Raw genomic sequence first — 13,784 nt, 5'->3', positions numbered from 1 at the left:
CCTTTGCACCTTTACCTCCCCTACTTTCGACTCCCTATTCTCTACTTCCTCAAGTTACGATAATGGTATAGTTCAGGAGATTGTGGGGATGGTCGCTACACCAGTAACAAAACTCACATTTGAAGAGTACTTAACTTATGATGATGGTACTGGTTTTCACTATGAACTAGTTGATGGCAGGCTGGAGTTAATTAACATCCCAACGATAGAACATTGCTTAATTGCTAAATTCCTTGAGCAATTGCTGGATACAGAAATCAAGCGGTTGAGTTTACCTGCGTTGACGTTTCAGCAAACTGGGATCAGGACGGGAAGAAATAAGTCTAGGTTAACTGATTTGTGTGTGGTAACACAGGAGCAAGCAAGAGATTTACTAAAGGCTCCATCTGTATTTGAGACACCACCATTACTGGTTGTAGAAGTAGTCAGCCCAGATTCTATTAAACGGGACTATCGCCATAAGCGTTCTGAGTATGCTGCGGTTGGAGTGCCAGAATATTGGATTGTAGACCCGTTAGAATTAAAAGTCACTGTGTTGTTGCTGGAAGAAGGATTTTACGAAGAGACGTTGTTTACGGCTGACCAGAAAATTGTATCGCAGACGTTTCCCGAATTAGTGATCGCTCCTCATCAAATATTCGCGGCGGGAAATTTGTAAAGTATGAAGTATGAAGTGTTAAATTTCATACTTCATACTTGATTTAGGCTCCTTGGGGTTGGACTAGATTTTCTATGCCTTGAGTTACTGTTGCAGATTCGATTTTGTCCCCAGCTTTGAGTTTATCTAAAACATCTCTACCTTCTGTGAGATAACCAAATACTGAGTAACGTCCATCCAGCAAGTTACGTCCGGCGGGGGTGAGTTCTGGTTCAAACAAGAAAAAGAACACTTGCGATGAACCACCATTAACTTCGCTTTCGGGACGCGCCATTGCTAATGCACCAAAGGAAGAGAACGGTAAAACTGGCATATCCAAATAACGACCAGCATCTTCTAAGGTAATGCCATAAGTTGGTGCTTTATCTCCTTCGACTAGAATTTCTAGAGGAATTGCCCGATATTTGCCTGTTTTGGGGTCAATAAAACCTTGTTCTTTACCTGGGGGGTCGCCTGTTTGCAAGACGTAGGATTCTTCAGAGCGAGTAAATTCTAACCCGTTATAAAAACCCCTTTGGACTAAATCTACAAAGTTACCAGCCGTCACAGGTGCGCTATAACCATCGACAACAACGGTTAAATCGCCTTTATTGGTTTTAATTGCAATAGTGGCACGCCCTTTGAGTTGGGCTAAATTACTGTATTCTTCTGGGACTTCAAAGGGAAATTGCTGCACCATTGACTCTTCTAGCAAAGAAACTAAACTCAACAATTTGTTTCGCCCTTGCAGAATTTTTTCTTTATCTTTGGATTGTGTCAATTCTTGCAGTTCAACTACACCAGATTTTAATTCGTCAAGCCATGCTGTGGCTTGGGGTTGGCGTTCTTCGGGAACGCTTGCTAAGATTTGTGAAGGCTTATCAAGCACGCGAGATGCTTTACTCAGGTCTTTGGAGACAGCACCCCAGCGTCGATTAGCTCGCAACTGAGTTGATATGTCTTCTAGACTGGCTTGCAGTTGCCTGACTGGTTCATTTTTTATTGGGAGTGCATAACGCAACAAAGCTTTGCCGTCGGTAATTGCATTGCCAGAGGGCAAGGCGGCATTACTGGAGGGAGTCCAGCCAGCTGTATTGATGCCTAAAAATATAATTACCAACAGTATTGTTACTAGGCTGGACTTTAGCCAGGATTTTATTAACTTAAACATGAGTATGGCTCAAATGCAGCATGAATATTGTTGACTGGGCGTAACCCATCAATAATCTTCCCATAGTAAGAGTGCTGAGTGTTGAGTGCTGAGTGTTGAGTATTTTTAGCAGTGAGTTAGGAGTTGGGGAGCAAGGTAGAATAATGAATTTTCCCTTCTGCCTCCTACCTTCTGCCTTCTGCCTTCTACTTGATTAACCAATTACTCCGCTAGAAGGGTACAATAAATGCCGATTGTCTTCCAACATTTGAAAGCTTCATGATCTCTAGTAACGACTTTCGACCCGGTGTCTCAATTGTATTAGACGGGTCTGTATGGCGGGTGGTTGATTTTCTCCACGTTAAACCAGGTAAAGGTTCGGCGTTTGTCCGCACCACGCTGAAAAACGTCCAAAGTGGCAAGGTTCTCGAAAGAACTTTCCGGGCTGGGGAAACTGTGCCGCAAGCAACTTTGGAAAAAAGCACAATGCAGCATACCTATAAAGAGGGCGATGAGTTTGTCTTTATGGATATGGAAACTTATGAAGAAGGGCGACTCAGTGCTGCACAAATTGGCGATCGCGTCAAATACCTCAAGGAAGGTATGGAAGTGAACGTGATTCGTTGGGACGATGTAGTTCTAGAAGTGGAATTACCTAACTCTGTAGTACTACAAGTTACAGAGACTGACCCTGGTGTTAAGGGCGATACAGCTACAGGTGGTACTAAACCAGCCAAAGTAGAAACTGGTGCAACTGTAATGGTTCCCTTGTTTATTTCTCAAGGAGAACGGATTCGGATTGATACGCGTGAAGATAAATATTTAGGCAGGGAATAAATTTTCTCTTAAATTTTAGAGTTAATTGTGATTTAAATCCCTATATAGGGTTTAAATCCCTGCCCTCATACCATTTTGGATTTGAGATTTTTGATTTTGAATGGGGAGTAACTGTCTGTGTCTCAGTTCTGTCGATCCATCAGTCTCAATCATTAATTCAATTGGTATCACATAAAATAATCATTTTACGGACAGGTTGAGGTAATAAAAGCTGTGCCATTGGACTTTAATGAAATCCGTCAACTGCTGGTAACTATTGCACAAACAGATATTGCAGAAGTAACTCTGAAAAGTGATGACTTTGAGCTATCGGTACGTAAAGCTGGCAGCATAAACAATCACACTGTACCGCAAGCTGCGATTGGTGGTGTGGCGGCAGTAACAACAGTTGCAGCAGGAGGAGTGGCACCAACGCTTTCTCCAGAGCGAATTTTAGATACTGCTGGTGCAGGTGTACAGGTAACAGGAAATGCACCTTCAGCGATAGATCAAAGATTAGTAGAAGTTGCTTCGCCAATGGTAGGGACTTTTTATCGCGCCCCTGCACCAGGGGAAGCACCATTTGTGGAAGTAGGCGATCGCGTCCGTCAGGGTCAAACTGTGTGTATCATTGAAGCTATGAAGCTGATGAACGAAATTGAAGCCGAAATCTCAGGGCAAGTTATGGAAATTCTGCTTCAAAATGGAGAACCTGTAGAATATGGTCAACCTTTGATGCGAATTAACCCTGATTAAGTATTAATGTATATATGAAATGAGTGATTGTTAACCTTGTCTGTTTTTACGGATCATTCCTGATGAAACAAGCGTTGCCTGTACCGCCGGAAGTGGTGCAACAAGTAGCCGAATATTTCAGCCTGTTAAGTGAGCCGATGCGTCTGCGGCTGTTGCACTTACTACGGGATGAAGAAAAATGTGTACAAGAATTGGTAGAGGCAACACAAACTTCGCAGGCAAATGTCTCCAAACACCTGAAAGTAATGTGGCAAGCCGGAATTCTTAGCCGTCGCAGTGAAGGCACTTGCGCTTACTACCGGGTGGAAGACGAAATGATTTTTGAATTGTGTAATCAGGTGTGCGATCGCATCGCTACAAGGTTAGAACAGCAAGCTCGTAACTTTCGCGTTCTGAATACAAAACTTTAGGTCTTTTGTCATTTGTCATTTGTGTTTCTTAATGACCAATGACGAATGACCAATGACTAAAGCGGATAATTCTTATCAAAACTTTCGCGGGTGAGGGGTTGTTCCAACTCTACACCTTCGCCACCTAACACATCTAAGGGTTTACCATCTACGTCGATGTAAACCTTGGCTTTGGGGTTCAAGCTGGAGGCTGTGTACACAACCTGGCCGACACGCGCCACCATTGAGGTACTGCCGCCACCACTGGTAAAGCTATTGGATAAATTGACGTGGACTTCATCACCTTCGACTTTTAAGCCGAGTAACTTAGTACCTTTGGGAATTGTGGTTGAGTCTGTAGCGTCGCTTGGCCCTTCTAATAAAGCCTGAAAAGCTCTTTCTAAGGCTTGATTAGGTTGAGTAACGGCTACTTCTACTGATTTAGGCACTAAAGCCACATTTCTTTCTTTAGGTTTCAGCCAATAAACTTGAGCAGTTTTTTCGTTTTGTTGGGTATTTGATGGCTGTGTGGGCTGTTGTTGAATGCTTTGATTGGGGTTGGCGGGGTTAGTTGTGATAGGCGCTTTTTGGGACTGGGTAGTTAACCAAGCTACACCACCACTAACCGCAATTACGGCTGCGGAAACAGCTGCAACTACGCCCGAAGATATGCGATTAGATTTTTGTTCATCATTCATATTAAAAACCTTCCTGACTGACTAAGGGCTGAAATAATTGTGAGGTGAAGAGCAGCCTGGTTATGGACGATACTTATAAGTTGAGAGTTTCCAGAGATTTCGTGAATAGCTCGATACGCTAAAATCAGGCGATCGCTAAATCTAAATAGTCCTGATCTAATTCTAGAATTTGTACTTTAAATCCGTCATCTGTCAAATTTCATAAATCTCATTATTTCGTAAGATTTAGGAAATTATTAAGAATTAGGGAATAGGTGACAGGTAACAGGTGACAGAATTTTCATCTATTATCTGTTTACACACATCTTGCACCCAGAGACTAAAGTCGCGGCTACACAGACAAATATAAATCCTTTATTTTGCCTTAGTCCGCGTAGGCGGACTTTGTTTTTATAGCCGCGAATTCCATTCGTCGGAGCTAAATTCTTTGGGGGTTACTTTTTATCTTCTATTGCAGTGGTAATCCATTGTTTTAGTGTAGTTATAACTTCATCAATGGCAATTTCTTGAGATTGACGAGTGGCTCTTTCTACTACTTCAACTTTGCCGTTAGCAATTGCACGTCCGGTAACAATTCTATAAGGTATACCAATTAAATCAGCGTCTTTAAATTTAACTCCGGCGCGTTCATCACGGTCATCTAATAATGTTTCAATTCCGGCTTGATTGAGTTCTGTGTAAAGTTTTTCGGCTACTTGTACTTGTTGGGCATCATTAATGTTAGGAATTGTGACGATCGCATGATAAGGTGCGATCGCTACAGGCCAAATAATCCCATCTTTATCGTAAGATTGCTCAACTGCTGACTGTGCCAAGCGGGAAACACCCACACCATAGCATCCCATCACCAAGGGTTTTTCTTCTCCTTGTTCGTTGGTATAAGTTGCACCCAAGGCTTGGGAATATTTTGTACCTAATTGGAAGATATGACCAACTTCAATTCCCCTAGCACTAGAGAGAGTTTGTTCTGGGTTGTGGATAGCGCGATCGCCTGGTCTGGCTTTACGCAAATCTACTACACTTTCTGGTAGCTTAAATTGCTCATTCCAATTAGCACCAACGACGTGATAACCAGTTTCATTCGCACCAGTGACAAAGTTTTTCAAATCAACGGCTGTTTTATCTACTAACCGCACAAATTTGGCGTGAACTTGTTTGTTAGCTGCAATATATTCATCGCTAATATCTGGTGCAATGTAACCCAAAGGTAAAGATTTCGCCGCCCAGGTTTGTTGGGTTTCTGCACTGGGTACATTTAAGGCGATGACTGCTTTTGCGCCGTAGTTAGCTGCTAACCGCGTCAATTCATTTTGTAATTTGACTTCGTTGACTTCCTGATCTCCGCGAATACTTACCAATACCAACACAGTCACGCCATTATCGTAGACTGTTTGATACAAAACGTTTTTCACAACTTGGGTAGGAGAACACTTCAGGAATGAAGAGAGTTTTTCAATTGTATCTGTTCCTGGTGTTTCGCGCTTCTCATAACTAGTAAAAGGTGATGTTTCAGCATCCGCAGGTAAAGACACAGCTTTTTCGACGTTGGCGGCGTATTTACCATCTTCGGTGTAGAGAACTTCGTCTTCGCCAGCTTCCGCTAACACCATAAATTCTGTTGAACCAGAACCACCAATTGCACCAGAGTCAGCCTCTACTGGACGAAACGCCAACCCAGCCCGCCGCAGCATATTGCTGTAGGCTTGGTACATATCTTGGTAGGTTTTTTTCAGGCTTTCTTCATCGACGTGGAAAGAATAACCATCTTTCATGATGAATTCTCTTCCGCGCATTAAACCAAAGCGGGGGCGAATTTCGTCACGGAATTTGGTTTGCAGTTGGTAGAGATGTAGCGGTAACTGACGATAAGAGCGAATCATATCACGCGCGATCGCTGTGATCACTTCTTCATGAGTCGGCCCTAATCCTAATTGTTGCTCACGGCGATCGATCAGGGAAAACATAATTCCCTCAGCTTTAGTATAAGTATCCCAACGTCCTGACTCCTTCCACAAATCAGCAGGCTGTAATTGGGGTAACAAACATTCTTGTGCGCCTGTGGCGTTCATTTCTTCCCGCACAATTTGAGAAACCTTTTGCAACACCCGCCACATAAACGGGAGATAAGCATAAATACCGCTACCGATGCGACGAATATACCCTGCACGGAGTAATAACTTATGGCTGGGAATTTCCGCATCAGCAGGATCATCCCGGAGTGTAACGAATAACATTTGTGACAGTCGCATCGTTTAATCCCTTTCCAAATTCCAAATCTTCTCAAGTATGAAGTATAAAGTGGTTAGTCAATGGTCAATAGTCATTGGTCATTTGTCATTTGTAACTTTCCTCATGTCTCTAGCCCCTAGCCCCTAACCTCATACTTCAGGAGAAACTTACCTTGTCAGACGTAATTTATCAAGCGCAGCCACCTTTAGAATTTATTTCGCCAGCGTTTAATCCTTTATTTTTGCGCGTTGTTCACACGGTTCTACCTAGTTGGATACAATGGCAAACAGCTATTTCCCAGATAGAAGCTGAAAACGTAGAAATTTTGGCGGATCTTTATCGTCAGTTTCAAGAGGGTAAGGTGCGCTTTTTATTGGCGTTTCGTCATCCTAAAACAGATGATCCCTTTTGTTTGGTTTACTTACTGTCTCAACTTGTGCCGAGGGTAGCACGACAACAGGGTATAGCATTACAATCTCCGATTCATGCTCATTTTATCTACGATCGCGGCATTCCTCTCTGGGCGGGTGAATATGCAGGCTGGATAGCTTCGCGCTTGGGTGGAACTCCTATTCAGCGCGGTAAGGCTGACTGGACGGGTTTGCGTTCGGCGCGTGATTTGTTCGCCAATGGTAAATTCCCGATGGCTGCTGCGCCAGAAGGTGCGACAAATGGACTATCAGAAATTGTTAGTCCATTAGAACCCGGTATTGCTCAGTTAGGCTTTTGGTGCGCGGAAGACTTGCAAAAAGCCGGACGCTCGGAACAGGTTTTAATTGTACCAGTTGGACTTAAATATAGTTATACTGCTGCGCCTTGGAGTGCGATCGCGCAATTATTGAGTGATTTAGAAGCGGCTAGTGGTTTACCTGTGAATGCAGGAAAAACCGATAATATTGCTTCAATGGAGTTAATGTATCCGCGATTATTAGCTTTAGCCGAACATTTATTATCTTTAATGGAGCAATTTTACACGCGGTTCTATCATCAAAAGTTAGCAGATGCTCAAGCTGTCGCGGAAATTAAAGATAGAAATGAAGCCTTGGCATTTCGCTTACAAGCATTATTAAATGCCGCCTTGCAAATATCTGAGCAGTATTTTAATTTACCAGCCAAAGGCACTTTAACAGACCGTTGTCGGAAAGTAGAACAAGCAGGTTGGAATTATATCTTTAGGGAAGATTTTAAGGATATCAACGCATTATCTTCTGTGGAAATAGCTTTAGGCGATCGCATTGCCGAAGAAGCAACTGCAAGAATGTGGCACATGCGCTTAGTAGAAAGTTTTGTGGCGGTTTCTGGTAATTATATTAAAGAGAAACCATCAGTTGAAAGATTTGCCGAAACAACTTTAATTTTATCCCAGATGATTGCCAAAATTCAAGGTGATAAATATTTTCAGCGTCCACAGTTGGGTAAGCAAAAAGTTAAGATTAATATCGGTCAACCGTTATCTATATCTGAGCATTATTCTGCATATAAAGAAAGTCGTGCAGGGGCAAAGCAAGCGGTTAGTGATTTTACAAACGAGTTACAACAGGCGATGCAAAGTTTGATTTTATGAGGAGAATATTGTTTCACGCAGAGACGCGGAGGCGCGGAGAGTTATTGAGTGAGTATAATCCCATTAATATAACAGGTCAATTAATAATTTTCAGGAAATGGCATAATACCGATGTGTGGATGGCTCAAAGCTAGAAGCCCATTTCCTTCCTGTAAAACAGTATGAAAACAAGACAGAATGATTGATTGCAGAGCTTCTGCATCATCTTCATTACAGTTTCCTCTAAATCCGATTGACTTCGCTCCTTGAATAAATTCATCAGTACTTATTTCTGTAAAAACTTCTTCTATGATTGCTAAAACATTTGCAATATCTTCTGGTTTGACAAACATATTTCCTAAGTAACCAGGAAGTTTATTTGCACATTGCCAACCTAAACCACCCCATAACATTTCTGTGGCACATACACGATTAGTTATGATTAATTCTAGTTGAGCTTGACTCATTCTTTGAGAAATAATTGGAGTATCGCCTACAAATAGATTATTAAAGATTTCTACAAATACTTTTGGGAAAAAAAGATGGTAAGTTTGATGTAAATCTTCCCAGTCGAACACATCAGAATTTTGCTGTCTTTCAATTAGACAATCAGGAAAATAAATATTAGATGAATCTAATATTTGGGAAGGTAGCTGATTAAGAATTTCAGTTCTGATTTTAAGATAGTCTTGTAACTGAAATGCAATTTGCGATCGCTCCACAGCTTGATTAAAAGCTTGAGATACATTGAGTACATCTGAAGGCTCTATTCTAAACAAGCACCAAACTGGATCAGCACTCATAATTTACACACCTGGGAAGACTTTAGATAAATCTAAAACTAAATCATTAAAGTATGGTAGATTGACTGCTTCATTTGGTAGAAATATGAGTTTGCGACGATAACCAAATTGACCTTGCGGACTTTGATAAGGTTCGCTGTAACACTCCAAAAAATTATCTACTAAATTAAATATCCAATAATCGGGAATACCCGCTTCAGCATAGATAGATAATTTTGTTTCTTGGTCGTATTTTAAAGAAGAATCAGAAATTTCTATTAGTAGTATGACATCCGATGGATTAGGATGCTCTCTGAAATAATCATCAGAACGATTTTGGACAATTACTAAATCTGGTTCTGGTTCGCTAATATCAGAAATAATAATCGGTTCTTGTCCTCTAAGAGTTGCTTTCCCTGCAATGAGTGTGAATAATTCTCGATTCAAGCGGGTATTACAAACAGAGTGTGGTGTACCTTTCGCAGCCATTTCAATAATTTCTCCTTTGATTAACTCAACGCGGTCATTTTCTACAAAAAAGCCGAGTTCAGTTAAACGGTGATATTCAGATGTTGTGAAGCGTTTAGCTGTTGAGATGCTCATAAAAACTATATAAAAGTATGATTACTTTAATTGTAATCAAGACTGGATGGGGAGAATTTCTGGTGCGAGTTTTTTCAGTGCAGCGATCGCGTGTAATTTTACCTGTTCGTTCGAGTCTTGTAATAAAGTAGTTAATGAGGGGATGGCTTGCTGATTGCCTAACTGTCCTAAAGATAAAGCGATCGCACTTTTGATATAGGCAATTTCTTTAGCTGGATGATGTGAATTTAATAATTCTAATAAAATTTCTGTGGCTTTTGCAGTTAATTGTGGTTTTTCGACTCGCCCCAAAACTGTGACAATTTCTTGACACAATATTTCTGATTTAGTTTGGTGTAATGTCTGCTGTAAATATTCCAAACCAGAAAATGTCCCTACCCAAACTAAAGCACGAATAATTTCGAGTTGTAAGGTTGTGGGTGTATGGGTTGACATCAGCACAGAAAATAAATGTTTGGTAGCATTATCACCACCAAGGCGAGAAAGGGCGACGGCTGTCGCACTACAAACATCTATATTGAAGTCATAAAGCTTGGGTTGGAGTTTGGTAACTAAATCTAATTTCCCAGTTAAATCGGGGCGGAAACTTAAACCGAGTACGGCGATGCGTCTAATTGTCGCCACCACATCATCTAAAGCGTTGATGAGTACAGGTGGTACACGTTCATCGTGAAAGCTGCTGAGGGCTTCTAGGGCGGTGGCGCGGACTGCAACTTCAGTATCTTGTACTACAGTCAATAAGGGTGTAATTGTCTCTGGAGTGCGAATATAAGCCAGCGATCGCACTGCCAGAAGTCTGGTATCATCTTGTTTTAATAGTTGTGAGAGTTGGGTAATTGCTAAACTCCCCATTTGTCCTAGTGCTGTAGCGGCGATCGCTTTTAATTCTTCATCATCGCTAGTTTTGAGTAATTCTACCAAAGGTGCGATCGCCTCTGGATGTTGAAACTCGCCCAAAGTCCGCGCCGCATACCAACGCAATTCTTCCTCTGCTTCTTCATCTTCTAAAATCTCAATCAGGGGCGGAATGGCAATTTTCCCCAAGCGAAGTAATACCTTGGTAATTTCCCAACGCTGCTGAAAATCGCCCATTTTTAAAATAGGTAGTGCTAATTTCAGCAAATATTCTGAATATTTCTCATTTTCCAGCACAATCAACTGTTGCAGGTATTGAATCAGCACTGACCAATCACCAGCATCATACGCCGTCTGTGCTTGTATTAAAAGCTGGTTGGTATTGCCTTGCATAAGTTAAGGAGTGGGAGACAAGGAGGATAAGGGAGAAAATACCGATATGCAACTTATTTTTGCGACCCCTCTCCAAACCTCTCCCCGAAACGGAGAGAGGCTTTAAATCTTACTCCCCTTCCCTTGTAGGGAAGGGGTTGGGGGTTAGGTTTGAGAGAAAGTTACACACGGCGTAAATATAGCAATTGGCAAAGTAGTTGGGACATCAGCAGAGAACAAAAGACTGTTAATTCTGTCACCTGTTACCTGTAACCTTTAACCTATTAACTCTTCACCAAAACGGAATCGCCCTCAATTTTAGCGGTATAGGTTTTTAATGGTTTTTCGGCTGGGCCTTTTTGTACTTGACCATCAGAACCATATTCTGCACGGTGACAAGGACAGGCGAATTTTTTCGCGTCAGCTTTCCAGTCTACAGTACAGCCTTTATGAGTACAGGTAGGGTCAACAGCAACCAGATTAGCTGCTTGAGATGTACCTACTACCAGAACATCACCAACAGGGGAACCTTTAACCAACAGTTGACCTTTTTGGTCTAGGTCTTTAGTAGTGCCTACTTTTTGCCACTCTCCAGATGTTGTCGATGTTGGTGTATTTGTTTGGGAAGTACAAGCAGCAATAGCCACTGGTAGGTTACTCGCTATTAAACCTAAACCAACCCAATTAATAAAATCACGACGTTTCATAGTTGTGGAAATTATTTGTCATTAGATTAACAGCGATCGCCGGCTCTACGGTTAGCAGCTTTTCCAGACTGTAGCCTCAACATCATACTGGTGTGATTCAGCGACGCTTTTAGATCACTGTCCTGCTCAGTGTAATGCAGAAAACGCATTATTGTGATGCAAAATTAGAAATTTTACTAATATTTTGTAGCTAATTATACGATTTTATCATAAATCTGACTTTAACCTTAAAAGTGTCGAAATTGTTACATAAACAATTGCCTTGTTTTCTTGCTAACTTTTCCCTATGTAAAAGATTACAAATTACCTCCCAAACCTTACGAAGTCGCGTTCAATCTCAAATTCTGAGTTAATTAGTCAGCTGATAAATTATTTCAGAACGCACTAAAAACTTAAAAATTAGCAATAAATAAATATTCAATTTAAAGCCCCCAAACTCGTAGAAAAAACATTCAAACTACGGGTTGATTGATATTGGGTTAATAAACCTGAAGTTCTCACTGGATTAGTAATAATGAGAGTTAACTCATGACAGATACAGGAACCACTACCAAAACCAGCGTCAATAAATTCGAGAAATTCAAAGCCGAAAAAGACGGACTCGCTGTTAAAGCCGAAATCGAAAAATTTGCCGCCCTCGGATGGGAAGCAATGGACGAAACCGACCGAGATCATCGACTCAAATGGGTAGGCGTATTTTTCCGCCCAGTTACCCCTGACAAGTTCATGATGCGGATGCGGATGCCGAATGGTATTCTCACCAGTGACCAAATGCGAGTTTTGGCAGAAGTATTGCAGCGTTACGGTGATGATGGTAGTGCTGATATTACCACTCGGCAGAATATTCAATTGCGCGGGATCAGAATTGAAGATTTACCCGATATCTTCAATAAATTTCACGCCGTTGGTTTAACTAGTGTGCAGTCTGGGATGGACAACGTTCGCAACATCACAGGCGATCCTGTCGCTGGGCTAGATGCAGACGAATTGTTTGATACGCGAGACTTGGTGCAGCAAATTCAAGATATGCTCACCAACAAAGGACAAGGCAACCCAGAGTTTACCAACCTCCCCCGCAAATTTAATATCGCCATTACCGGTGGAAGGGATAATTCAGTTCACGCCGAAATCAACGATTTAGCTTTCGTTCCCGCCTTTCACTCAGCACTCAGCACTCACACTTCGACTTCTCCTGACGGAGACGCTGCGCGAACGCTCAGTGAACAACACTCAGCACTAAATTTCGGGTTTAACATTCTCGTGGGTGGCTTTTTCTCTGCCAAACGTTGTGATGCAGCAATTCCGCTTAATGCTTGGGTAGCCCCAGAAGATGTAGTGGCGGTATGTAGAGCAGTTTTAGAGGTGTTCCGAGACAACGGCTCACGCGCAAACCGCCTGAAATCACGTTTAATGTGGTTAATTGATGAATGGGGTATAGATAAGTTTCGCGCCGAAGTCGAACAGCGTTTAGGTAAATCATTGTTACCTGCTGCACCCAAAGACGAGATTGATTGGGAAAAACGCGACCATCTCGGCATATATAAGCAAAAACAACCAGGATTTAACTATGTAGGCTTTCATGTTCCCGTTGGGCGGTTGTATGCCGAAGATATGTATGAAATTGCCAGACTAGCAGAAGTCTATGGTAGTGGTGAAATTCGACTAACAGTTGAACAAAACATCATCATTCCGAATATTTCTGATGGTAGCCTCGCAACATTTTTAGCAGAACCCCTACTAACAAGATTTTCCATCAATCCGGGGGCGTTGGAGCGATCGCTTGTTTCCTGCACAGGCGCACAATTTTGTAACTTCGCTCTCATCGAAACCAAAAACCGCGCCCTAGCTACCATTCAAGCCTTAGAAGCAGACTTAACCTTCACCCAACCAGTCCGCATTCACTGGACAGGTTGTCCCAACTCCTGCGGACAACCACAAGTTGCAGACATCGGCTTAATGGGTACTAAAGCCCGCAAAAATGGCAAAGCTGTAGAAGGCGTAGACATCTATATGGGTGGCAAAGTCGGCAAAGACGCGCACTTAGGAACCTGCGCCATCAAAGGCGTACCCTGCGAAGACTTACAGCCAGTACTACAAGAACTACTCATTAAACACTTCGGCGCAGAACTCAAACAAGAAGCCTTGGTGGAAGTGTGAAGTATGAAGTCTGAAGTCTGAAATTTGAGACTTCTACTTATGTTTATGCAAAACCTCTCTCAAACTCTCATTTCTCTGCGAACTCTGCGC

The 13,784-nt window shown here is 42.0% G+C and carries 13 protein-coding genes; 6 read left to right on the top strand and 7 right to left on the bottom strand.

The window, feature by feature from the left end; all coding sequences use genetic code 11:
• Positions 1 to 88: 88 nt before the first annotated feature.
• On the top strand, positions 89 to 658 hold the full coding sequence (locus H6G75_RS14910) for a Uma2 family endonuclease (RefSeq protein ID WP_190980818.1): 570 nt from the start codon (positions 89 to 91) through the stop codon (positions 656 to 658).
• Between the two features lie 43 nt (positions 659 to 701).
• Here the strand turns inward: H6G75_RS14910 and H6G75_RS14905 are convergent, their stop codons facing one another.
• A complete protein-coding gene (locus H6G75_RS14905; RefSeq protein WP_190980817.1) occupies positions 702 to 1,808 on the bottom strand; it encodes a peptidylprolyl isomerase in 1,107 nt (368 codons plus the stop codon).
• A gap of 258 nt (positions 1,809 to 2,066) precedes the next feature.
• Between H6G75_RS14905 and efp the strand changes: the two genes are divergently transcribed.
• The 3 genes from efp (at position 2,067) to H6G75_RS14890 (ending at position 3,769) form a co-directional block, all read left to right on the top strand.
• Positions 2,067 to 2,624 (top strand): elongation factor P, encoded by a 558-nt coding sequence (gene efp, locus H6G75_RS14900; RefSeq protein ID WP_190980816.1) that lies wholly within the window; start codon positions 2,067 to 2,069, stop codon positions 2,622 to 2,624.
• Positions 2,625 to 2,837: 213 nt separating this feature from the next.
• Positions 2,838 to 3,359, top strand: a complete 522-nt coding sequence (accB, locus tag H6G75_RS14895; protein WP_190980815.1) for an acetyl-CoA carboxylase biotin carboxyl carrier protein — start codon at positions 2,838 to 2,840, stop codon at positions 3,357 to 3,359.
• Between the two features lie 62 nt (positions 3,360 to 3,421).
• On the top strand, positions 3,422 to 3,769 hold the full coding sequence (locus H6G75_RS14890; protein ID WP_062289993.1) for a helix-turn-helix transcriptional regulator: 348 nt from the start codon (positions 3,422 to 3,424) through the stop codon (positions 3,767 to 3,769).
• A gap of 56 nt (positions 3,770 to 3,825) precedes the next feature.
• On the opposite strand, the gene H6G75_RS14885 is transcribed toward H6G75_RS14890, so the two are convergent.
• Complete coding sequence (locus tag H6G75_RS14885; RefSeq protein WP_190980814.1) at positions 3,826 to 4,446, bottom strand: GerMN domain-containing protein; 621 nt, start codon at positions 4,444 to 4,446, stop codon at positions 3,826 to 3,828.
• A gap of 434 nt (positions 4,447 to 4,880) precedes the next feature.
• Positions 4,881 to 6,695, bottom strand: a complete 1,815-nt coding sequence (locus H6G75_RS14880) for a proline--tRNA ligase (protein WP_190980813.1) — start codon at positions 6,693 to 6,695, stop codon at positions 4,881 to 4,883.
• A 152-nt stretch (positions 6,696 to 6,847) separates the two neighbouring features.
• On the opposite strand from H6G75_RS14880, the gene H6G75_RS14875 reads away from it, so the two are divergent.
• Positions 6,848 to 8,239 (top strand): 1-acyl-sn-glycerol-3-phosphate acyltransferase, encoded by a 1,392-nt coding sequence (locus tag H6G75_RS14875; RefSeq protein ID WP_190980812.1) that lies wholly within the window; start codon positions 6,848 to 6,850, stop codon positions 8,237 to 8,239.
• A gap of 80 nt (positions 8,240 to 8,319) precedes the next feature.
• On the opposite strand, the gene H6G75_RS14870 is transcribed toward H6G75_RS14875, so the two are convergent.
• The 4 genes from H6G75_RS14870 to H6G75_RS14855 form a co-directional block, all read right to left on the bottom strand.
• A complete protein-coding gene (locus tag H6G75_RS14870; protein WP_190980811.1) occupies positions 8,320 to 9,021 on the bottom strand; it encodes a hypothetical protein in 702 nt (233 codons plus the stop codon).
• Positions 9,022 to 9,024: 3 nt separating this feature from the next.
• Entirely contained in the window at positions 9,025 to 9,603 is a 579-nt protein-coding gene (locus H6G75_RS14865; RefSeq protein ID WP_190980810.1) for a Uma2 family endonuclease, read from the bottom strand.
• Positions 9,604 to 9,639: 36 nt separating this feature from the next.
• Positions 9,640 to 10,851, bottom strand: a complete 1,212-nt coding sequence (locus tag H6G75_RS14860; RefSeq protein ID WP_190980809.1) for a HEAT repeat domain-containing protein — start codon at positions 10,849 to 10,851, stop codon at positions 9,640 to 9,642.
• Positions 10,852 to 11,114: 263 nt separating this feature from the next.
• Positions 11,115 to 11,537 (bottom strand): ubiquinol-cytochrome c reductase iron-sulfur subunit, encoded by a 423-nt coding sequence (locus H6G75_RS14855; protein ID WP_190980808.1) that lies wholly within the window; start codon positions 11,535 to 11,537, stop codon positions 11,115 to 11,117.
• A gap of 528 nt (positions 11,538 to 12,065) precedes the next feature.
• Here H6G75_RS14855 and H6G75_RS14850 point away from each other — a divergent pair.
• Positions 12,066 to 13,694, top strand: a complete 1,629-nt coding sequence (locus tag H6G75_RS14850; RefSeq protein ID WP_190980807.1) for a ferredoxin--nitrite reductase — start codon at positions 12,066 to 12,068, stop codon at positions 13,692 to 13,694.
• The last annotated feature ends 90 nt before the right edge of the window (positions 13,695 to 13,784 follow it).

Origin of the sequence: Nostoc sp. FACHB-280 (assembly GCF_014697615.1) — a bacterium.
Lineage (GTDB): Bacteria > Cyanobacteriota > Cyanobacteriia > Cyanobacteriales > Nostocaceae > Nostoc_B.
This window is presented reverse-complemented; position numbering and strand designations above follow the sequence as displayed.